The organism is Rhodococcus sp. NPDC055024, from assembly GCF_053608585.1.
On the sequence record NZ_JBSGVT010000001.1, the window covers coordinates 373,697 to 395,342 of the forward strand.

General features: G+C 63.0%; 22 protein-coding genes. 11 read left to right on the top strand and 11 right to left on the bottom strand.

From position 1 onward, the window contains the following. Positions 1-17 precede the first annotated feature (17 nt). Positions 18-653 (bottom strand): TetR/AcrR family transcriptional regulator, encoded by a 636-nt coding sequence (locus ACWF6P_RS01705; RefSeq protein WP_214887201.1) that lies wholly within the window; start codon positions 651-653, stop codon positions 18-20. 150 nt (positions 654-803) lie between these two features. Between ACWF6P_RS01705 and ACWF6P_RS01710 the strand changes: the two genes are divergently transcribed. Both ACWF6P_RS01710 and ACWF6P_RS01715 read left to right on the top strand, forming a co-directional pair. Then, on the top strand, positions 804-2,180 hold the full coding sequence (locus ACWF6P_RS01710) for a M20/M25/M40 family metallo-hydrolase (RefSeq protein ID WP_452619737.1): 1,377 nt from the start codon (positions 804-806) through the stop codon (positions 2,178-2,180). Then, positions 2,177-3,736: a YfcC family protein gene (locus ACWF6P_RS01715; RefSeq protein ID WP_452619738.1), complete on the top strand. Its 1,560-nt coding sequence runs from the start codon at positions 2,177-2,179 to the stop codon at positions 3,734-3,736. The genes ACWF6P_RS01710 and ACWF6P_RS01715 overlap by 4 nt, the downstream gene beginning before the upstream one ends. 1 nt (position 3,737) lies before the next feature. Here the strand turns inward: ACWF6P_RS01715 and ACWF6P_RS01720 are convergent, their stop codons facing one another. Next, positions 3,738-4,325: a DinB family protein gene (locus tag ACWF6P_RS01720; protein WP_452619739.1), complete on the bottom strand. Its 588-nt coding sequence runs from the start codon at positions 4,323-4,325 to the stop codon at positions 3,738-3,740. 28 nt (positions 4,326-4,353) lie between these two features. Between ACWF6P_RS01720 and ACWF6P_RS01725 the strand changes: the two genes are divergently transcribed. The 4 genes from ACWF6P_RS01725 to ACWF6P_RS01740 all read left to right on the top strand — a co-directional run bounded on the left by ACWF6P_RS01725 (position 4,354) and on the right by ACWF6P_RS01740 (position 8,026). Further along, on the top strand, positions 4,354-5,589 hold the full coding sequence (locus ACWF6P_RS01725; protein WP_452619740.1) for a hypothetical protein: 1,236 nt from the start codon (positions 4,354-4,356) through the stop codon (positions 5,587-5,589). Between the two features lie 68 nt (positions 5,590-5,657). Next, positions 5,658-7,304: an MFS transporter gene (locus tag ACWF6P_RS01730; RefSeq protein ID WP_452619741.1), complete on the top strand. Its 1,647-nt coding sequence runs from the start codon at positions 5,658-5,660 to the stop codon at positions 7,302-7,304. Positions 7,305-7,307: 3 nt separating this feature from the next. Further along, positions 7,308-7,745 carry a DUF6325 family protein gene (locus tag ACWF6P_RS01735; RefSeq protein ID WP_378445427.1) on the top strand — a complete coding sequence of 146 codons (438 nt, stop codon included), beginning with the start codon at positions 7,308-7,310 and terminating at the stop codon, positions 7,743-7,745. Beyond that, the gene (locus ACWF6P_RS01740) at positions 7,742-8,026 is read left to right on the top strand and encodes an SHOCT domain-containing protein (RefSeq protein WP_452619742.1); all 285 of its coding nucleotides are present in this window, start codon (positions 7,742-7,744) and stop codon (positions 8,024-8,026) included. The genes ACWF6P_RS01735 and ACWF6P_RS01740 overlap by 4 nt, the downstream gene beginning before the upstream one ends. 1 nt (position 8,027) lies before the next feature. On the opposite strand, the gene ACWF6P_RS01745 is transcribed toward ACWF6P_RS01740, so the two are convergent. The 5 genes from ACWF6P_RS01745 to ACWF6P_RS01765 all read right to left on the bottom strand — a co-directional run bounded on the left by ACWF6P_RS01745 (position 8,028) and on the right by ACWF6P_RS01765 (position 12,888). Beyond that, positions 8,028-8,711, bottom strand: coding sequence for a SagB family peptide dehydrogenase (locus ACWF6P_RS01745; RefSeq protein WP_452619743.1), 684 nt, complete (start codon positions 8,709-8,711; stop codon positions 8,028-8,030). Then, a complete protein-coding gene (locus tag ACWF6P_RS01750) occupies positions 8,708-9,688 on the bottom strand; it encodes an ABC transporter substrate-binding protein (protein ID WP_452619744.1) in 981 nt (326 codons plus the stop codon). The genes ACWF6P_RS01745 and ACWF6P_RS01750 overlap by 4 nt, the downstream gene beginning before the upstream one ends. Further along, entirely contained in the window at positions 9,685-10,479 is a 795-nt protein-coding gene (locus ACWF6P_RS01755; RefSeq protein ID WP_452619745.1) for an ABC transporter ATP-binding protein, read from the bottom strand. Before ACWF6P_RS01755 ends, ACWF6P_RS01750 begins: the two co-directional genes overlap by 4 nt. Further along, positions 10,476-11,543: a FecCD family ABC transporter permease gene (locus ACWF6P_RS01760; protein ID WP_378540989.1), complete on the bottom strand. Its 1,068-nt coding sequence runs from the start codon at positions 11,541-11,543 to the stop codon at positions 10,476-10,478. Before ACWF6P_RS01760 ends, ACWF6P_RS01755 begins: the two co-directional genes overlap by 4 nt. A gap of 85 nt (positions 11,544-11,628) precedes the next feature. Beyond that, entirely contained in the window at positions 11,629-12,888 is a 1,260-nt protein-coding gene (locus ACWF6P_RS01765) for an MFS transporter (protein WP_452619746.1), read from the bottom strand. Positions 12,889-12,980: 92 nt separating this feature from the next. On the opposite strand from ACWF6P_RS01765, the gene ACWF6P_RS01770 reads away from it, so the two are divergent. From ACWF6P_RS01770 to ACWF6P_RS01790, 5 genes are all read left to right on the top strand, one after another. Then, on the top strand, positions 12,981-13,169 hold the full coding sequence (locus tag ACWF6P_RS01770; RefSeq protein ID WP_003943543.1) for a streptamidine-related RiPP repeat protein: 189 nt from the start codon (positions 12,981-12,983) through the stop codon (positions 13,167-13,169). 94 nt (positions 13,170-13,263) lie between these two features. Further along, positions 13,264-14,076 carry a hypothetical protein gene (locus ACWF6P_RS01775; RefSeq protein ID WP_452619747.1) on the top strand — a complete coding sequence of 271 codons (813 nt, stop codon included), beginning with the start codon at positions 13,264-13,266 and terminating at the stop codon, positions 14,074-14,076. A gap of 11 nt (positions 14,077-14,087) precedes the next feature. Next, a complete protein-coding gene (locus tag ACWF6P_RS01780) occupies positions 14,088-15,503 on the top strand; it encodes a CocE/NonD family hydrolase (RefSeq protein WP_452619748.1) in 1,416 nt (471 codons plus the stop codon). Beyond that, complete coding sequence (locus ACWF6P_RS01785; protein ID WP_452619749.1) at positions 15,496-16,836, top strand: YcaO-like family protein; 1,341 nt, start codon at positions 15,496-15,498, stop codon at positions 16,834-16,836. Before ACWF6P_RS01780 ends, ACWF6P_RS01785 begins: the two co-directional genes overlap by 8 nt. After that, positions 16,833-18,125, top strand: a complete 1,293-nt coding sequence (locus tag ACWF6P_RS01790; RefSeq protein WP_452619750.1) for a YcaO-like family protein — start codon at positions 16,833-16,835, stop codon at positions 18,123-18,125. The genes ACWF6P_RS01785 and ACWF6P_RS01790 overlap by 4 nt, the downstream gene beginning before the upstream one ends. Here the strand turns inward: ACWF6P_RS01790 and ACWF6P_RS01795 are convergent. From ACWF6P_RS01795 to ACWF6P_RS01810, 4 genes are read right to left on the bottom strand one after another with little or no spacing between them, the layout of a single operon-like run. Further along, positions 18,075-19,031 carry a dipeptidase gene (locus ACWF6P_RS01795; RefSeq protein WP_452620429.1) on the bottom strand — a complete coding sequence of 319 codons (957 nt, stop codon included), beginning with the start codon at positions 19,029-19,031 and terminating at the stop codon, positions 18,075-18,077. The two genes, ACWF6P_RS01790 and ACWF6P_RS01795, sit on opposite strands and share 51 nt — an antisense overlap. Continuing rightward, positions 18,943-19,158, bottom strand: coding sequence for a hypothetical protein (locus ACWF6P_RS01800; protein ID WP_452619751.1), 216 nt, complete (start codon positions 19,156-19,158; stop codon positions 18,943-18,945). Before ACWF6P_RS01800 ends, ACWF6P_RS01795 begins: the two co-directional genes overlap by 89 nt. Next, positions 19,155-20,786, bottom strand: a complete 1,632-nt coding sequence (locus tag ACWF6P_RS01805; protein ID WP_452619752.1) for a dipeptide ABC transporter ATP-binding protein — start codon at positions 20,784-20,786, stop codon at positions 19,155-19,157. Before ACWF6P_RS01805 ends, ACWF6P_RS01800 begins: the two co-directional genes overlap by 4 nt. Further along, positions 20,783-21,646: an ABC transporter permease gene (locus ACWF6P_RS01810; RefSeq protein ID WP_378633357.1), complete on the bottom strand. Its 864-nt coding sequence runs from the start codon at positions 21,644-21,646 to the stop codon at positions 20,783-20,785. The genes ACWF6P_RS01805 and ACWF6P_RS01810 overlap by 4 nt, the downstream gene beginning before the upstream one ends.

The following is a 21,646-nucleotide window of genomic DNA, read 5'->3' on the forward strand; positions in this document are numbered from 1 at the left end:
CCATTCGTAAAAGAAATCTATTTCGACTCTTCGAACCCGATCAACCGCTCGGACATCGTCGTCATATCTGCGATGAACTGGTTCTGCTCGTCAGCACTCGCTTTGCTCAATCGTGCTCCACCGGCCATCTGCGCGTCCGAGATCATCTGCACGAGCACCGGAGGCGAAACGCAGGGATCTACGTCGTGAACCTGTCGAATACGTTCGACGAAGCGCACGTAGCGGCTCACGAGCTTTTCGCGGACCGCCGACCAACTGCGCTCGACCTCGGAATCCACCCGCGCCCGATGCTCGATGACTGCGAGCAGGTCCCCATAGGTGTACACGGCCGTGATGAACGCCGATGTGGTCGTTCTGAGAACTTCGCGTAGATCCTCGGCCGCTGGCCCCTCCATGTGCTGGGCATCGAGAAACCGTCGGCACATCATTTCGGCGACGGCGCGGAAGACCTCGTCCTTGGACGAGAAGTACGCGTAGAAGGTCGCCCGGGACACATCGGCCCTGGTCGTGATCGTCTCGACCGTCACGGCGTCGTATCCGAGTTCGCCGAAACAGAGCGCCGCGGTATCGAGCAAGCCGGCACGGCGTGGACCGTCCCCGAGCTTGCGGGCTGTCCGCGCTCGCTCCTGCGTTTCGCTGGTGGTCACCGTCACAGTGTGTGTTGACGTTGACGTCAATGTCAAGAATCGCAGCCCCGACGACCGACTTCGGCCTTTTGTTCGGGTTGGCCTTTCACAGCCCATATATCGGGTGTAAGACTCTGCCTCTAATGCTTTTCGCCTTTTCCAGAAGGAGTCAGTTCCGTGCCGGAAGAATCCGCGTCACCCTCCTATTCCACGATCAAGGAAACAGTTGCCGGTTTGATGCCGACTCTGGTGTCGGAACTAGTCGAACTTGTTCGCATCCCGTCGATAGCGACCGAGGGTTTCCCCAGCGAACCCCTCTTCGAGGCTCACGATCTGATCGTTTCTCTACTGGAAAAATCCGGAGTCACGAAGATAGAGAAACTCGAAATAACAGGTAAAACCGCGCCCGTCATCATTGCAACAGTTCCCGGCCCCGCCGGATCCCCGACGGTATTGATGTATTCGCATTACGACGTCGTTCCCGCCGACGACGTCGAACTCTGGGATTCTCCGCCTTTCGAACCGACCAAGCGTGATGGCGCGATTTACGGCCGCGGTACGGCAGATTCGAAGGCAAATGTCATCGGCATGATCGGTGCACTTCGAGTCTTCGACGGAAAGCCGCCGGTGACGGTCAAGCTCGTCATCGAGGGCCAGGAAGAATTCGGCAGCCCCTTCGACAACTATCCGCCGGAAGCCCCCGAATTGTTCGCGGCCGACGCAATGGTCATCGCCGACGTCGGCAGCGTTCGCCCCGGATCACCGACCCTGACCGTCGCACTGCGCGGATCCGCCCAGGTGATCGTCGAACTCACCACTCTCGGCGCCGACAAGCACAACGGCCTCTACGGCGGCGCCGCACCGGACGCCCGCCTCGCGCTCATCCGCGCACTGGCGTCGCTGCACGACGACAACGGGGACGTGGCAGTCGACGGCCTCCTACGCGAACCGTGGACCGGTAGCTCGTACACCGAGGAAGAGTTCCGCACCCTCGCCGAGATCCGCGACGGGCTCCCCCTGCTCGGGACCGGCGGCATCGGCGAACGCATCTGGTCGGGCCCGGCAATCACCGTGACCGGCATCGACGCTCCCCCGGTGGACGGTGCGGTCAACGCCGTCGCAAGCACAGCCCGCGCCGTGATCAATCTGCGCGTGCATCCGCGTCAGCCGGCGGTGGAGGCACAAGCTGCCCTGATACGGCATCTGGAAGCCCTGCGCCCCTTCGGTTTGCAACTGACCGTCACCGCGGGAGAAACCGGTGACGGATTCGCGGCAGCCGAAAGTGGACCGGCCTTCGACGCAGCGCTGTCGGCACTCTCGCAGTCGTGGGGTGAGCCGGCCGGCCTGATGGCTGGCGGCGGCTCGATCCCCCTCGTGATGGCTCTGGATACAGCAGTGCCCACCGCCGAGAAGCTGTTGTTCGGCGCCACCGACGGTTACGCAAACATCCACGGCCCCAACGAACGTGTACTGCTCGACGAGCTCGAGAAGGCCGTCGTCGCCAAAGCACTGTTCTTCCAGGAGTACGCCGACACCTTCGAGGGGAAGAAATGAGCACCGAAACCGACACCGGGTCCGCGCAAACGCCGGCCAAGAAGAAGTTCGAGTTTCCCGGTGCGGTCACGATGCTCGCGATCGTCACCATTCTCGTCTGGGTTGCGGCACTATTCATTCCGGCCGGGCGCTTCGGCGTCGACGTGGACGGCTCACCCGTTCCCGGCAGCTTCGAGACCGTCACGTCTCCGCTCTCGTTCTGGGAACGAATCCAGCAACTGATCCTCTCTCCCGTCAACGGCCTTTACGGCGTACAGGATTCGATCACCGGGTTCGTCGACACCGACAACATCGGACGGCTCTTCGGTTCGGTCGGCGTTGTCCTCTTCATCATGGCGCTCGGTGCGTTCATCTCGGTCAGCTTTGCCACCCGCAGCCTGGAAACCGCTGTCTCCCAGCTGGCTACCAAGCTCAGCGACAAGGGCTGGTTGCTCATCACTGTCATCATGGTGCTGTTCTCGCTGCTCGGTTCGACGATGGGCTTCTCGGTCGAGACGTTCGGCTTCTACGCCCTGCTCATCCCGCTGATGACGGCACTGGGTTACGACCGCATGGTCGCGGCGACGATGATCATCCTCGGCGCTCTGGTCGGAAACATGGCGTCGACGGTCAACCCGTTCTCGATCGGCGTCGCCTCCGGTGAGGCAGGCGTCTCCATCGGTGACGGCATCGTGTTGCGCGTGATCTTGTGGATCGTATTGACCGCGGTGGCAGTGGCATTCGTTCTCCGCTACGCCGCAAAGGTGAAGAAGGACCCCACGAAGTCGCTCGTCGGTTTCGACATCGAGGACGACAACGAAGAACCGGCCGAGCCGGTGGACATCGACGGCAAGCTCACCGGAACTCAGAAGTTGGTGCTGCTCATCACCGGACTCACATTCGGATTGATGATCTTCTCCGTCATCCCGTGGTCGAGCATCTTCGGCGCCACGACCGGGCCGGCCGAGTACGACGCGTACCACGTCACGGCAACCGAGCCCTACTGGTTCGAGTTGAACTGGTGGTTCCCGCAATTGGCGATGCTGTTCATCCTCGCGGCAGTTCTCGTCGGCATAGTAGCGAAGATGGGTGAGAAGAAGATCGTCTCCCTGATCACGCGTGGAGCCGGCGACATGGTCGGCCCGGCGATCGTCATCCTGCTCGCGCGAGGTGTCTCGGTGATCATGACGAACACCGAAACCCTCGACACCATCCTCAATGCGATGGAGCAGTTGGTCAGCGGTGCTTCGGCGGGAGTCTTCGCGATTCTCGTGATGCTCGTCAACATCCCGTTGGCGTTCCTGATCCCGTCCAGCTCCGGTCACGCCACCCTGGCGATGCCGCTGCTCGCCCCGCTGGGCGACTTCGCCGGCGTAAGCCGCGCACTCGTCATCACCGCCTTCCAGATGGGTCACGGCCTGATGCTGATGGTCGCCCCGACCAACGTCGTCGTTGTCGGCGGGCTGGCCATGGCGAAGGTCGGCTACGACAAGTTCCTGCGCTTCGTCTGGCCACTGTTACTGATCAACTTCGTGATCGTTGTCGTGGTGATCGGCGCGGCAGCAGTATTCGAATAGTTCAGGCGTGGTGGGCCTCGCGTGCCGCCGTCTCGAGACGGTCGGTGTACTCGGCCCACCACGCCTCATCGCCGGGAGCCAGATTGTTGTCGCCCGCCTTCATCCCAGCGGCGCCGTCGATCAGCTCCCGCACGATGTCCGCGTGGCCGGCGTGCCGATGGATCTCGGTGACAACGTGAACGAGTATCCGGTGCAATGTGACGTCGCGACGATCCTCCGGCCAATGCTTCACGAAGCCGGGGGCATCCAGATCGTGCTCCTCGATCGTGGCGTCGGCGAAAGCCCAGGTGCGGCGATAGGTTTCGACGATATCGACACTGGACTCGTCGGCGCGGGCCCACATGTCGACGTTGAGTTCCTCCGAACGCAACCACGCAGGCAGATCGGGAACCCGACGGCCGAACGTCGGACCGAAATACCCGAGCTCGACGCCGATCATGTGTTTGACCAGACCCAACAAGTTGGTCCCTGTCCGGGTCATCGGGCGCCGAATGTCATACTCCGACAGCCCGTCGAGCTTCCAGACGAGCGCGTCGCGCGCCGCCTGCAAGTACCGCTGGAGATCTTCCTTTTCCGAGTTGGTGGCCATGAACCAACCTAAACCGAGTGGAGTAAAAGTGACCGCGGTGGAGGATCTGACCGAGGTTGCCTCCCGGGCCGTCGCCGCCGAGCGTGACGCCAGGTCGGTGCGCTGGCACAACCCGGCAGCCGTCCGCAAGGCTGCCGCGTCCGTCCGTGATTCGCTCGACGACGAACGGTCAGCGCTGAGCCGACCGTCGTACAGCGGGTTGTCGCCGTCACCGCACATGGCTCGCCAACTCGAACTGATCACGACATTGCAGCCGCCACTGCCCGCCGACGCCGGCATCAGCACCGCCGCGCAGGCCGAGGCCGACGCCGTCGCCGCGGTGACCACCGCACGGATAGCCTTGCGCGCCGCCCACCTTGCGGTTCTCGAAGCACGCGTCGCCGCTCTCGACGCCGGTGACACGGATACCGTCGCCGCTGCGATCCGTGGTTACCTCCCGCTGAATTCGGGCAACCCCGTCGTCCGGCATGTGCAGGATCTTGGCTACCGGATCCGTGAGGAAGCACGGCACGTCGTGAGTGGTAAGCCTCGGTCGATCGCTTTTCGGCTGGGGCTGAGCCTCGGAATGGGCTTGGTGTACCTGGCATTCATTCGCCTCTTCCAGTGGGACGCCAAGGAAGATCGACTGCCTTACCTTGCGCTGTATGCACTCTCGGGTGTGGTCGGAAGCATCGTGTGCACCAATGCACTCAGCTTCGACGCCGGCCGCGTGCGCGCTGCGCTGTCCGGTGGAACGAGGCTCTGGCACGTGCTCGTCGCCAAGAACGCGGTGATGCTGCTCCTCGTCGGCAGCGCCGGGTTCCTGCTCAGCGTCATCCTCGCGTGGCGATCCGGAAGCAGTACAGATCTGGTCAAGGCCTGCGGCCAGGTGCTGACCATGATCCTGCTCTGGTTGGGAGTCGCCAACGTGATGTCGGTGAGCCTGCCGCTGCGGGCCGAACCGATGACGGCACGGCGCCACGACGGCACGTGGAAGCAGTTCCTGCTGTCCTTTGTCATCTCGTACGGTGTCGGACTGATCGTCAATCTGATGCTCTACTGGCGAGTCTGGGCCAAGACGACGCTGCTCGAGCAGATGGGTGGGCCGTGGATTCCGGTCCTGTTGCTCCTCGCGAGCGCGGCGGCGACCTGGCTGTTGCTGACCGTCCTGGCGGTACTCCTGGCCGACCAACCACGCTTCCGACGCGCCTTGCAACGGGAGATGGTGGTCTACCGCGAAGAAACCAACCGCCCGCAGGCGACCATTCAGCACAATTCCGGCTAATGTAACCGTGCGTGGCTGATCCGGGCACGTCGCGAGTACACGCAGTGTCGAGGAAGGCGTGACCCATCATGTCCGTAAAGCCTGGCGCGGCCGCCACATCGGCCGCCGTGAGCACCGCCTCCTGGCTACCACTCATCGTGGTAGTCCTCACCCAGATTCAAGCGTCGTTCGCCGTCAATGCTCTGACCGTCTCGATGGCCGGCATCACCACCGATCTCGACACGCCCGCAACAAGTGTCGGCACCGCGATCACCGCGGGCACCTTCGCCATGGCGGCCTTCATTCTGCTGGGAGCCAAGATCGGCGCCCGCTACGGAACGCGTTTGGTCTTCCAGATTGCCGTCGCGATTCACGGTCTCGCGATGGCCGCGGTCGCTTTGAGCCAGAGCCCGGCCATGCTGTTCGTGGCGCAAGCTGCGTCCGGCGCTGTGATCGCCCTCATTGCTCCCGCGTTGACGGTCTTCATCGCCACGAACTTCAGCGGCGATCAGCAGGCAAAGGCCATTGGTTACCTGGCAGCAGCAATCCCCGCGGCCGGAGTGCTGGCGCTGCTGATCGCCGGTTCCTTCGCGACGACGATCGGTTGGCGCTACTCGTTCGCCCTCGTCGTGGCTCTCGCTGTGGTCAACCTGATCCTCAGCTTCCGGGTCAAACCTGTTCCCCCGCAGAAGGACATCACTATCGACTGGGCCGGCGCCGCCATTGCTGCCGTTGCCGTCATCCTGCTCAGTTTCGGTTTCAGCGGCCTCAACTCGTGGGGCGTCATCCTCGCCACCGACGCTGCGCCGTTCTCGGTCATCGGTGTTTCACCCGCGGCCATCCTGATCGTCCTCGGCGCCATCTGCGCGCAAGGCTTCTTCCAGTGGACGCGAAACCGCAAGGCTCAGAACAAACCTCAGCTCTTCAACCTAGACGTTCTCAAGACCGGCGCGGAGCGCGCCACCACGATCTGCATGGCCACGATGATGTTCGTCGGAACCGCGGCCAACTTCCTCATCCCGCTGTACATGCAGATTATCCAGGGCCGCAGCAGCTTGCAGACGTCGTTCTCGATCATCCCGTACACACTCTCGATCTTCATCGCGAGCACCGTCGTCGCTCGTCTCTACAAGACGTACTCCCCGCGTCTGATCGCACGAGCCGGGTTTGTCGTCGTGGCCGCCGGGCTCATTCTGTTGGCCTTCACCATCCGCGGCGATTGGCATCAGATCTTTGTCGTCATCGGCCTGATCACACTCGGCCTCGGACAGGGCGCCATCGTCGCATTGGTGTTCAACACCCTCCTCACCGCAGCGCCCAAGGAACTCGCCGGTGACGTCGGCGCCTGGCGAGGACTGGTACACAACATGTCCGGCAGCGTCGGCATCGCGGTGGCCAGCGTGTTCGCCGTCGGAATACTCGGTTCTCTGGTCAGCTCGCAGCTGATCGACAACCCAACCATCCCGGCGTCACTCAAGGTCGAGTCCGGGATCAACCTCGACCAGGTCAACTTCGTACCCAACGATCAACTCGTCGTGACGCTCGAAAATACGTCGGCAACTCAGGCACAGATCGACGAAGCCATCCGGATCAACACCGAAGCACGCCTGCGTGCGCTGCGGACCTCGCTACTCGTCCTCGCCGGACTCTCCCTGCTCGCCATCATTCCCGCCGGCCGCATGCCCAACGAAGTACCTGCTCTGGAAGAACCGAAACTCACGAAGGGCAAGAAGTAACCGATGTCCAACCAAGACCAATTCGGCCCGATCGAATACGTAGCCGTCGAGTTTCCCGGCGGTGCACCGACTTCGGCAGGATTCGAACAGCTGCTCACTCTCGTCGACACCGGCGTGATCCGCATCCTCGACCTCGAGTTCGTCACCAAAGCCGCCGATGGATCAGTGGCCGTCGTACCAGCGTCGACCTTCGAGCTTGCGGATTTCGACTTGGCGCAGTTCGACGGCGCTGCCTCCGGACTGCTCGATGCCGGAGACATCACCGCCGTTGGTGAAGAGTTGGCCGCCGGAAGTGTTGCCGCCGTGCTCGTTTACGAGGAACTGGCGATACTGCCGGTGATCGACGCCTGGACCCGCAGCGGCGCAAAGATTGTCACCGAAGGTCACCTGACCTTGGACGAACTTGCTGTTGCACTCGACAATACGGAGAAGGACGCATGAGTTTCTTGAGGCGAGCCGGCCGGGTAGCCGTCGCCAGCTCCATTCACGGCAATGTTCAGCGCCGTCAGCGCACGCGTTGGGCGGCAGAAGATCAGGCCCGTGCAGCACAGGCCCAGCCGGTGCCACCGATTCCCGATCTACCACCCCTGCCGCAGCAGGCAGCTCCGTCAGCATCGATGGACTTGAAGCTCGAACAGCTCACCAAGCTGGGCGAACTCAAGAATGCGGGAGTGTTGACCGAGGCCGAGTTCGAGACCCAGAAGGCACGTATTCTCGCCTGAACTAGCTGCGCCTCCCGAGTGCAAAAGCCATGACGGGAAGCTGCGTCGTCGCGAGATTCAACAGAGATGCCACTCGCGCATCCGTGAATCCTGCGATGGCGCAGCCCGCAAGTCCCATTGCCTCGGTCACGAGGTACAGATTCTGAACCAGCACACCGGCATCCACGTGCATCGTGCGGTAGTGCCGCATCGCGTACTTCTCGAGCGGAGCTTCGACGTCGGCGACCACAAACAGAAGAACCGGGAACAGGTCGACAAACTCGGGCTGGAGAAGGCTCGCTCGAAGGTGCTCTCGCACTTCGCCTGGCCGGACAGCTTCGGCGCGGCCCTGGGCGTACCGGTACACCCCGACTCCGAGCGGATCACAGGGCCGGGTGAGACCCATCAACACCGTCAGTTCGCGCATCCCGCCCGCCGTCGGGCTGCTGACAAGACTGTGGTGCAACACGTTTGACAGCTCGCCTGCTCGGAGTGCCGTCTGTACGGGGTCGTAGCGGCTCCGTCGTGCCTGCAAGACGTCCGCGAACCCGCGGGCCGGCAGTGACGTCGGGGCCGGCAGTTCCACGAATTCACACGTCACCGGCGGCAATGCGTCCGCGTCGAACGGTAGCTCCGACGAACTCACCGTCCGGTCCAGCGCAGCATGCAGCGATACGACGGCCTCGATCCGCTCGAGTGCGGTCACGAACCCGGGTGCAGCAGGCGAGACACCTCGCCAGCCCCGTCGATCGAGACCAACTCGCCGGCGAACCACGCCTCCGGAACGGCAAAGATCGCATTCGACGCCGCGGCCGGGGTCCCGGCAAACGCCGTGCGCGCAGCCTCCAGCGTGGATTCCCGCGTCGATTCGGTGGAGTAGACGACGAGGATTGCCTTCGGCGACTTCGCGAGCACCGATTCGGTGGCTACCTGACCGAAGTACTTTCCGTCGGGAAGGTCGTTCTCGAAAAGATTGCTTCCCCCGGCGGCCTCGAGCACACTGCTGTAGAGGCCCCTGGCCAGAGCATAGGACTGTCCCTCCGAAACCTGAACCATCACAGTGGGAACCGGCTCTTTCCCGGCGACAGATGCCTCGGTTGCTGCGAGCGACTTCTTGCCGTCTGCCAGGAGAGTTGCTGCCTCCTCACGTGTTCCGGTCAAGGTACCGAGACCGTCGATGTCGGACCAGACGTCGTCGATCCGTCCCTCGGTGACTGCCTTGTGGCAATACCCGCTGTTCACGAAGATCGGGATGCCGAGGTCGCGCAATTCGTCCATGCTCTGCAATCGGTCACCGTCGAACCAGTATTCCCCGTCGGAGACGATCAGATCCGGACGGGCGTCGAGCAAGGCTTCTTTCGCGGGAACTCCGGTACTCAGTACCGGCACGGCGGCGAACTGTTGCGCGAGATCGGGGCTCGGTGGCGACAGGTCGGTATTCGACTGTCCGACAATGCGGTCGGCAGCACCTAGCTGAATGAGAAGCTCCGTCATCGACGGATACAGCGAGACTATCCTTTCGGCAGTCTTGGGCAACGTGATGTCGCGATCACAATTGGTGACGGTGATCTTCTCGGACGAGGCTGCCGCCGAATCGGCAGTGGAGTTCCCGCACGCGGTCAGTACGGCGGTGGTGGCCACGGCCGAGCAGAACAGCGCGGCAGTACGTATCGAGGTTTTCAAGAGACTGCTTCTTTCGTAGGTAGGAGAGGAGGGGCGAACGAGAGCAGGGGGCGCCCGGTCAACGGATGAGTACCGAGATGCACCTGAACCCCGAAAACTTCGGATAGCAGATCCTCGGTCAGGACCTCGGCGGTCGGTCCCGATGCGACAACTGCACCCTCTGAAAGCAGGCACACGTAGTCGCAATACGCTGCGGCCAAGGCGAGTTCATGGATCGCGACAATCGTCGTGGTACCGAGTTCGGCGACCAATTCCATCAATTCGAGTTGAGCACGGATGTCGAGGTGGTTGGTGGGCTCGTCCAGGACCAGCACCGACGGTTGTTGAGCGATCGCCCGGGCCAACATCACACGCTGCTTTTCTCCGCCGGACAGTTCGGCGAAGAGACGTGATCCAAAGCCCTGCATGCCGGTTCGCACCAGTGCTGCGCTGACGATGTCTCGGTCGATCTCACCGAGTCGAGAGAACGCGCTGTGATGCGGCGTCCGACCCGTTGCAACCACCTCGCGGACGCTGAACGAGAAATCGGATGAATGCTCCTGCCCCACAACACCAATGATGCGTGCCGCCGATCGAGGCGAGAGATCGTCCCAAACATTCACCTCGTCGACCTTCACGATTCCGCTTCTCGGCTTCATCGAGCGATACAACGCACGTAGGAGGGAGGACTTTCCACTGCCGTTCGGTCCGACGAGTCCGACCACGCTTCCCTCGGGCGCTTCGAGATCTACACCCGAAACCACCAGACGCCCACCCCGAACGACGTGAATCCCGCTGGCCGACAATCTCATGACTGCGCACCTCCGTCGCGTCGAAGTAACCAGAGGAAGAATGGTGCACCCAATCCGGCGGTGATGATCCCGAGTGGTAATTCGTTGGGCGCATCCAACATCCGAGCCGCTAGATCGACGATCACCAGGAAGGTGGCACCAACCAACGCGGTCGCGGGGAGCAGCTTGCCGTGATCGGAACCCACCAGAAGTCGTACGGCGTGCGGCACGAGTAGCCCCACGAAACCGATTCCCCCGGCAACGGATACGACAACCGCGGTCAGCAACGACGCGATCACCAGTAGTAGCAACCTGGTCCGGCGCACGTCCACGCCGACCGATTGCGCGCTCTCGTCTCCCATGGCCAACGCGTTGAGTTGGCGCGATTGTGTCAACAGAATTGCCGCACACACGGTGATAACCGCAGCGGGCACACCGAGATCCGACCAACTGGCCCCGCTCACCGAGCCCAGCAACCAGAAGAGCACTCCCGAAAGCTGACTCGGATCGGCGCGCAACTGCACAAAACTTGTTGCAGCCGAGAGCAGATAGCCAATGGCAACTCCGGCCAGGACCATGCGCAGCGGGACCAGCATTCCCTCTCGCCTACCCAGGACGAGAACCGCGATCAGGGAGACCATGGCCCCCAGGAAGGCTGCCACCGGGACACCGATCGACAGGCCGGTGCCGATGCCGGTCGTCATGATCAGTACTGCACCGAAGGATGCTCCGGAACCCACGCCCAGAATGTATGGATCGGCAATCGGGTTGCGCACCAACGCTTGCAGCACGGCGCCGGCCAGCGACAGCCCGGCGCCCGCCAACGCCGCAATCAGAATGCGCGGTACCCGCAATCCCCACACGATCCGATCGAGCAGCGGGTCGACCGGCGGACCACCGACGTGCGCGTACAGCACCGCGAATACGTCGGCAAAGGAGACCGACGCGGCACCCGACCACACCGCGACGGTGGAGACCGCGACAAGCACAACCGTCGTGGCCAACAGAAACGGGACGTACCCGCGCTCGCCGACGGGGTGTGCACGCGACGGCACTCGCGGTGCTGCCTCGCTGGTCAGCGTCATCGCACTCCTGAGTTAGGTGGGGTTCGCAGTCATGAACAGGTGGATCTAACCATAACGACAGTCGTTTTCATTAATAGTCACATGCTCATCTGTGCGGGTTAGGGTCGGTCCGCAGCGCACTCGCCCACGCGAAGAGCGCCCCGACCACCGCAAAGATGCACGCAACGAGGTAGGCGGTGCCGATGTCCCAGCGTCCTGCGATTGCCCCGGCAATCAAGGCGCCGACCGGCGAACCACCCCAGGCGACCATCCTCGCCGTGGTGTTCACCCGCCCCTGCAGACGATCCGGAGTCAGGCGCTGACGTGCACCGATGCCATTGAGGATGGTGACGGTCGCACAGCCGGAGTAGACGACGAGCGCCGTGATCGCGGCGCCGGTGTTGCCGGTTGTCGCAACGACGAACAGCACCACCGGGGCGATGGTCAGCGCACCGATCGTGATCGCCCCGACCGGCCACTGCGCCGGTAGGCGTGGAAGCACGAGCGCCCCGACCACTCCACCCACGGAGACGGCCGTCCACACGGCGCCGATCATCGGACTCGACGTCGAAATCCCCAGCCTCTCGGATGCGTACACCACCAGGAGCGCCGTAACAGCACCCTGCGTCAGCGAATTGACGAAGCCGATGCCGGTCAAGGCTCGCAGAAGCGGCATCTGCCAAAGGAAGCTGAGGCCCTCGCGTATGTCCCGCGCAATTCCAGGTTCCGACCTCTGCGCCGCAGCAGGGGCAACCGAGAACGAGGCTCCGATCGACGCCATGGCCAGTCCGGCCAAGACGTAGGCCAGCGCATCAGCGCCCAATGCGTAGGCCGGGCCGATCGAGGCCACAAGCACTCCCGCGATCGCCGGAAACGCAACATCGATCAACGTGCTTGACGTCCACAGCGCACTGTTGGCGGCCGGTATCGCGCGCCTTCCGACAAGCGCAGGCAGCGCTCCGAAAGCAGCGGCGTCGAACCACACGAAACACGTTCCGATGCACATCGATACGCCGACGGCATGCCACGCCGTCAATATGCCTAGTGCCTGCGCTGCCGGAATACTCGCCAAGGCAAGTGCAGCAACGGCCTGCGCACACAGGATAACCGTCCGCCGGTTGACTCGGTCTGCCACGGCGCCGGCAAACAAGCCGAACACGAGGTACGGCAGAACCGTCCCCGCAGCCGCGAGCGAGGTGAGAAACGGAGACCGACTGATGTCGAACACCAGAATCGGCATGGCCACGCCGGTGACCGCCGCACCGGCCACGGCAATGGTACGAGCCGTGAAGAACAATCGAAACGATCTGTCCCGAAACACATGTGGTTGCGTTTCGGCGGATCCCGTCGTCGGTGTCTCGCTCATGTATGCACTCTCTTGTACCTGTTGCTCTCCGTCGCGATCTTTCGTACGGTGGCATCGTAATGGAAATGGTTTCCATTACAGAAGGGATGACAATGAGCAACATTTCGTTCGACAGCGTCTCCAACTCGGCTCCGGCCAATGCACTCCAGGGCGTCGGCACCAACGCTCTCGTCGACAACCCGTTCACCTTCGAGCCGGTTGCCGAGGCAACGTCCGCACACGCTCTGCAGGGTGTGGGCACCAACGCCCTCGTCGACAACCCGTTCAGCTTCCAGAGCTGAAACCTTCCCTGATCCAGACTGTTTCGACAGTCTGATCTGCCGATGACCCCGCCCGCATCCGACTCGTCGGGTGCGGGCACCGACAAGGAGATCCGTGTACGCCCTCGCCGACGGACACCAGCTGTATCCGACACCGGACGGTACTTGGCATTACCTGACACCGGACGAGAACGCAGTCACGATCGGTGCTCCTGCCGAAGATCTCGCAGAACTCGACGACTTCCTCCGGCGGTCGAGTTCGCTGCTCGGTGCCGGCGCGAGCGAGATCGCCGACGCTCTCGTCGCTCGCGGCGTGCTGGTTGTTCCAGGCGACGTGCTGGAGATTCCGGGTCCACAGCGTGTGCTGATGGACGGGATCGGACCCGTAGTCGATGCCTGCATCGCTCTGCTCTCCAGGGCTCTTCCGGATCTCGACGTCGTATCCACCACTGCGCCTGACGAAACCGACGTGGCATCGTCGGACCTCGTATTCTCGGTTGCTGACGCTCCTCCTCACGACGAGTGGTCGGAACTCGATACCTGGTGCCGCCGAAACCAAACACCGTGGCAACGCGTCCATACGGAATTGGGTGAGATCTGCATCGGCCCGTTCTTCGACGGTATCGACAGCGCAAGCTACCGGGACGTCTGCGGTCGACGGCTTGCCGCGTCGCGTGTCCCGGAACATCTGCAGGCGCTGTGGAATCACCTCGCCGGCAGCGACCCTCGCCCGCTTGAACTTTCACCCACCGCAGCCGCAATGGCCAGTGCGCTTGCATGTTCGGACGTCGTGGCTGGTGCGCATGGCGCGCCGCCATCACACCTTCACCACCAGATCCGGATGAATCCGCGAACCCTCATGATGACTCGCCATCCCGTGCTACCACTGCCAGGCGGCGTTCTCGAACCCTCGCCGACGCTCCGGTGATCTCACTCGGAGTGAAGATCCCAGCGGCGGACGGTTCTTCGCTGGCTACGGATGTGCTTCTCCCATCAGAGTCTTCACCTCGCGGGCTGATCGTGATCCGCACCCCGTACGGGCGCGGGTGGCATCTGGCCGAGGGACTCGAATGGCGATCGCGAGGAATTGCCTTCATCTGTCAGGACGTACGCGGACGACACGATTCCGCCGGGTCTTGGGAACCGTACGTCCACGAGCGCGAGGACGGCGCCGCCCTCGCCGAGTGGCTGCAGGATCAGCCGTGGACTCCGAAGTGCGTCATCGCAAGCGGCGCTTCATACGCGGCAGGAACTGCCTGGGCGTTTGCCGCCGAGACCAACAGCGCCGATCGGTCATTTCGCGTTGGCGGCGTCGTCTCCAAAGTGCCGACCATCGGAAGTGATCGCGTCAAACGTGATCCCTCGGGGATACTTCTCCTCGCCGAGCATCTGGCGTGGTGGGGCGAGCACGGAGATTCGGCTTCCTCTCGTGAGGGTTTCATCCCTGCCCTGATGCGCTCGGATTCGTCATTGCTGGAACATCTCCCGGTGCAGTCGATGATCGAGAAAGTCGGTCTGACCTCCGATTCACCAGGTTGGAGGACGCCGATCAGCCGGGCTCGTGAACGCGAACCGTACGGCAGCGACGATCTCGTCTCCGCAGGCGAATTGTCCGAGCTCGATGTCGCCGGACTGCACGTCGGCGGTTGGGACGATGCGATGATCCGGGAGACGCTTCGGCACTTTGCATCCGTGGGGCACGGGCCACAAAGTTTGATCGTGGGTCCCTGGGCACATGACCTCCGCCCGGGAAGGGTCGGCGAGACAAGTTTCGGCCGCCTTCAGGTCGAGTGGATGGAATCGGTAATCGCTGCGCGGCCCCTGACCATCAATCGGGTATTCGACCGAGGCGCCGGCAATTGGTCGATCGCGCCGTATGTCACGGGTGCGAATTGCGTTCGTCTCGAACCAGATCGGAAGGATGCGGTCTACACCTTCCTGTATGACGCCTCAAGGGCCCGAAACGACTGTGTTTTCTGGACTTTCGATATCAAGCACGACTCCGTACTCTCCGGAACACCATCGGTGGAGCTGAAAGTGCACTCGCCCGAGGGCGAAGCCGATTGGATCGTCGAGCTGAGCGTTGTAGATGCCGCTGGAGTCACCAGGTCGATCGCACGGGGCGCGGGCGTCAGCCTGCAGCCGACGATGGTGACAATCGATCTGGATCCCGTGTTGCACACTGTGCGCGCGGGTGATGTCTTGACGCTGCGGATCGCCGGCTCGGACTTCCCACGACTCGCACGCAATCTCGGAGACGGTGATCGCTATCGAGGAACACGCAGTACCGCACTGCACCAATCATTTTCCGGGTCGTTGACCCTGCCGATACGCGGAGGAACTGACGGTGGATGACTTGCTGGTCGACGCCCGAAGCGGCGTGCTGACCTCACTGGAACTACACATTCGCTCGGACATGCCGACAGGCTGGGTCGGTTGGGCCGCGAGGGTGGCCGACACCAGAAACTTCGGTGGCAGCGGTTCACTGTTTCGCGCGGACCCTTACGGATTCGGGGCTTCGATACGCGACGATGCAGCAGCTCGCGGGGCGGCGACCGGTGAGGCCGTCGAAAGATATTGCGGCAACGTGGTCCCCGAGGATCTGGTCCGCAGCAGTGCGTCAGCGCTGGAACTGGCCGGCTCACGGGTCGTCGATCCCGCTGAATTTGCGTTGTACAGCGAGGATCAGTACCGCCTTCCCGGATTCCCCTTTGTTCCCTTCACCTCTGATCTGAACATTCGCTGGGCACTCGGTCACACCATGGACGAGAAAGTGCCCACCTATGTGCCTGCGGCCCTGACTTATCTCGGGTACTACACAGGCACCCGTCGCTGCGAGCCACCGATCGCGTCGTTGCAGTACGCCGGAATCGCAGCGGGACGCTCACGCGACGAGGCCGAGATGTCAGCTCTGCTGGAACTTCTCGAACGCGATGCCACCGCGCTGTGGTGGTGCGGGGACCGGTCACAGCCGGCGATCGAGCTTTCCGACTGGGAGCGGTTGCCTGCGCACCGCCAACTCGGGGATCTGGAGAGCCAGACCCGGAGCGTTCGAGTGCTGCTGCTTCCCTCCCCCTTCGGCATTCCCGTCGCCGCAGCGTGGATCCGCGATGACCGACGTGGACTGGTCGCGCTGGGCACAGCTTGTCGACCGACGGTGGATGCGGCAGTCTCGAAGGCACTGGTCGAGGCGTACGCGGTACTTGCCATCACGATCGACCTCGCCGACCCCGACGGGCCGACCTGGCGCAGCGTGGCGGACGGAACGCTGCCGGCGCACCTGTACAAACCCTTTCGGGCCGACCGTCGTTACCGGGACGAGTTCGATCCGCAATTGAAAGACGTCGTCGATCTGCCGACCGTCGCCCAGCTGTATCTTGATCCCACGATGGCGCTAGCCGCGGAGGAACATCTCTTCGACTACACCGAAACACTCTCGGTATCAGAGATTCCCGTCGAAGCGCCGGTGGATCTGGCTTCTCTCGTAGCGCTTCTGACCTCACGGGGACACCAGCCGATTTCCGTCGATCTCACCACCGGCGACATCTCGATTGCCGGGTTGCACGTCGTCCGCGTTCTGACTCCGGGCCTGTACAACAACGCCCCGGCAGCCTTTCCCCTTCTTGGAGGTAGCAGATTGACCAGCGCATCGACCACCCATCTGCATCTGCCGGTCCCCCTCGCATGACATCTTCGCTCGTCGACCGCCGAACTGGGATCATTCGAGAGCTGGTCGACGCCGTTGTTCCCCAGCACTTTCCACCCGAGTTCAAGCTGATTCACTCGTATGTCTGCGATTCGGCACGCTTTTCACCCTGGTCCAGTGACTCGGCCGGTGCCGGATACTGTTTCGACCTCGGCAACCGTGCTCGACCAACCGCTGCCGCGATAGGCGAAGCGGTGGAACGATATTGCGGCAACATCGTCGCCAAACCGATCGTCCGCGGGTCCGCTACCGCGTTGATCGGAGCAAGCATCGACCTTTCTCAGCTCGCGCGTTTCGACGCCACCCAGTACGCGCGGCCGGCGTTCCCGTTTGTCGAACCAACTGAGAATCTCGAGATGGACTGGACTCGCGGAATCGACCTGACCACGGATTCGGATGTCTGGGTACCGGCGGAACTCGTCTGGGGTTCGTATCCGCACTACGTCGCCCGGACCGGACGTGTGATCTCGCCAGTGGCTCAGGCGGGTCTTGCTGCCGGGCCCTCGGTGAAGTTCGCCATCGACAATGCCTTGCGCGAGATAGTCGAACGAGACGCGATGACGCTGTCCTGGACCGGGCGGCGTGGTGTTCGGATTGTCACCGGCGTTCCCGAGGTGCTTCGTCGGCTGGGCAATCACGACAGCCTCTCGACCAGATGGCTGGCATTCGAGAGTGATTTCGGGATCCCCGTCCTGGGCGCCCTGGTTTGCGATCGACTGACCGGATACTCGACGATGGGTACCGCTTGCCACGAAGACGCGCAGACGGCTGCGTTCAAGTCACTCGGCGAAGCGCTTCAGCTGCAACTCCTTTCCGCCGACTACGACGACCCCGACAGCGGCATCGGCCGAGCCGCGGCCTCCCCGACCAGCCCGCTTGCGCCTTGGCGGTCGGACCGCCACTATGCGGAGGTCTACCGATCGGACTTTGCCGACGTCATGGATTACGGGTGCCACTTGCAGCTCCACCTGGACCCGGAGATCCAAACACGATTCGAGAGTGAGCTGGCAGATGCCGTCGTCGGCGAGGTGGAACTCGACTCTTTGACGTCACCCACTGCTACCGAAAATGCCTTGACTGCAGCTGGTTTCAGACCGGCATGGGTCGATCTCACCACAACTGATGTTCTCCGCACCGGCCTGCATGTCGTCCGTGTCGTCGTTCCCGGCTGTCTCACCAATGCGGCCGCTGGATTGCCGTTTCTCGGCTCGTCCCGACTACTAGACAGTCTTGCCGGACGTCCGGCTCGCACCATCCCGTTGCCGCACTGACGCGTCGGCCTCGTCGAGTACCCGAAGTATGTTCGCTCCGTTCAGTTTGACCAGTTCGTCTACGGTCCATCCGCGGTGAACCAGTTCGTCGAGCAGGCGCGGATATCCCGACACGTCTTCGAGGCCGTCCACGAGGGCAGGGTAGCCGTCGTAGTCGCCGCCCAACCCGACGTGGTCGATCCCGACGACCTTGCGGGCGTACTCGATGTGATCGGCAACCTCGGTGATCCCGGCGGGCGGCGACGTTCCCTCTCTTCCGCCGTCGAACCAGCGAGCGTACTCGGCGGAGACAAATGTCGGCACGAAGGTGAGCATGAGGACACCACCATTGCCGGGCAGTCTGCGCAGTACGTCGTCGGGAACGTTACGAGGATGATCTGTGACTCCGCGAACCCCCGAGTGCGAGAAGATCACCGGTGCGGTCGAGACGTCCAGGGCGGCGTGCATGGTTTCAGGTGAGGTGTGCGAGAGGTCGACAAGCACGCCGGCGTCGTTGAGTTCGCGAATGAAATTGCGGCCCAGTTCGTTCAGACCATGATGGCGTGGGTTGTCGGTTCCCGAATCGGCCCACGCGGTGTTCGAGTTGTGAGTCAGGGTCACGTATCTGACGCCAAGTTCGGCGAAGATCCGCAGGATCGCCGGCGAACTTCCGAGTGAGTAACCTCCCTCGATGCCGAGCAGCGAGGCAATCTTGCCGTCGGCGATCGCGCTGCGGACCTGCGCGGAGGTTCGGGCAAGCACGAACGCATTCGGGTAGCGCGCGACGAGACGGTGGACAAAATCGATCTGTTCGAACGTCGCTTGGACCGCTTCGGCTTCACTGGTGTTCGACGGAACGAACAGCGACCAGAACTGCGCGCCGACGCCGCCCGCCCGCCCGCAGACGGGGAATGTCCGTGTGCAGATCGGGAACTCCGGTGTCCAACCCTTCCACCGAATAGTCCCGCTTGTACTTCGACGCGATCGGAAGATCGTTGTGCCCGTCCACGATCGGCTGAATGGAAAGTGCTTGTTCGGTGACGGTCTCTGTCATCGTGCTACCGCTTCCAGGCTGGGGATGGAATCGAGAAGTTCTCGGGTGTACGGGTGGGTGGGTCGGGCGAAGATGTCTTCCGCCGATCCGCTTTCGACTATTCGACCGTCCTTCATGACATGAACGTGGTCGCTGATATGGCTGATGACGCCGAGATCGTGGGAGATGAACAACAGCGCGAGCTTTCGAGTGGAGCGCAGTTCCAGGAGTAGGTCGAGAACTTGCGCCTGGATCGAGACATCGAGGGCAGAGACGGGTTCGTCGCAGATCAGGATCTCCGGATCGGTGGCGAGTGCCCGTGCGATGGCAACGCGTTGACGTTGACCGCCCGAGAGTTGGCGCGGATACCGGCTCAGATGTGCGGTCTCCAAGCCGACCTGCTCGAGTAATTCGACCGTCCGGCCCCGGTGATCGCCGTCGACACCGGACTCGGTCAACGCACGAGAGATCAGGCGCGCCACGTCGAACCGTGGATCGAACGAGCCGAGGGGATCCTGCGAGATGGGTTGAATCCGGCGGCGGTGCGGACGACGATCTTTCTCTCGGACAGCACCGGACGAGGAGTTCCAGAGCGTTCCATCCAAGGTGACGTTTCCGGAATCCGGAACGAGAAGCCCTAGCGCGATTCGGGAGACGGTGGTCTTGCCAGATCCGGATTCGCCGACAATGCCGACGACCTCGCCGCGCCGTAACGTCAAAGACACGTCGTCGACCGCTGTCCTGGTCTCACCGCGGCGACCGTGAAAGATCTTGCTCACTCCCGAGACGCTCAGCACCGGTTCGGCAGAGAGATCTTCGCGTGTGAACGCCCCGTTGCCGGTGAGGCGTCGACCACGGGTGTGAGAGCTGGGACTGGCCGCGAGCAAGGTCCGAGTGTAGGGGTGCACAGGTGCCGTCAGGATCTGTCGCGACGGCCCCTGCTCGACGATGCGCCCGTGTTGCATGACGGCAATCCGATCAGCCAGTGCCGCCACCACGGCGAGGTCGTGGCTGATGAGCAGTAGTGCCGTACCTTCTTGTCGCAGTCGGTCCAGAAGTGTGAGGATGCGCGCCTGAACTGTGACGTCGAGGGCTGTCGTCGGCTCGTCGGCAATCAGAACCTTCGGCCTCGCGGCCAGCGCCGATGCGATGAGTGCGCGCTGCCTGAGTCCCCCGGACAGTTCGTGTGGGGACGACGCCATGCGAGAAGCAGCATCGGGAATGCCGACCCCGGACAGCAGTTCCACTGCGGCATCGACACGTTCGTGCCGGGGGTGGGTGCGGTGGATCGACATGGGTTCGATCACCTCGCGGCCGACGGTGCGAAGTGGGTCGAGTGAAACCAATGCATCTTGCAGGACGAGACCGATCTTTCTGCCACGCAACGCTTTGAACTGTTTGTCTCCGTACCGGGAGACGTCGTCGCCGTCGATCACGAAGTTGTCGGCGCTGACCTGGGCGTCGCCGCCGACCAGACCCAACAGAGAGCGTCCGGTGACGGATTTTCCGGAGCCGGATTCGCCGACGAGCGCCAGGCATTCACCGGCCGCGAGATGGAAGTCGATGCCGGCAACTGCGGTCACCGCGGGGTGGTCGCGCCTCGCAGGAAAGGTCACCTGCAGATTGGTGACGGAGACTATGTCGTTCACGCGAGTCCTCGTTCGGCCAGGCGGCGCTGCGCGTGACGACCCAGAGTTGTTATGGAGACCACGGTCAGCACGACCGCGAGACCGGGAAACAGGGATGCCCACCAGGCCAGCCGTAAGAACTCTCGTCCCTGGGCGAGCATGACACCCCACTCGGCGTCGGGCGGTCTGACTCCCAGACCGAGGAAGCTGAGCGACGCGACCGAGATGATGGCCGTTCCGACGCTGATGGTGGCAACTGCGACGAGGGGAAGCAGTGCGTTGGGCAGAATGTGCAGGCCGACGATCCGGCGACGGGGGGTGCCCAGCGCTACGGCCGATTCCACGTATCCCGAAGCGGCGATCGGAAGTGTCTGAGCACGAATAACTCTCGCGAAACGCGGCACCATGCCCAGTGCAACCGCGATCAGTGTGTTGCGCGGGCCCGGCCCGAGGACGGCGATGACGAGCAGGGTCAGGAGCAGATCGGGAAATGCCATCGTGATGTCCACCATTCGTAGCAGACCTGCTCGCACCCAGCGTGGTCCGAGCACCGCCGATATTCCGACGAGAGTGCCGAGTAGCACCGCGACAGCGGTGGCACCCAGTCCGATGAGCAACGAGAACCGGGCGCCGTGCACGACTCGGGAGAAGATGTCGCGGCCCAGGTTGTCGGTACCGAACCAGTGCGCCGATCCCGGTCCGGCAAAGGGCGCGGCCGGGTTGGTGGCGTTCGGATCGACACCGGTGAGCAGTGACGGTGCCGCGACCGCCACGAGAGCGATCGCAGTAAAGAGCAGAGCGAGCGTCGTACCGAGGCTCGGGCCCTGCTTGTTTCGGAAGACGAACGACGGACGCCGCAGTACAGCGGTGAGAGTGGCCAC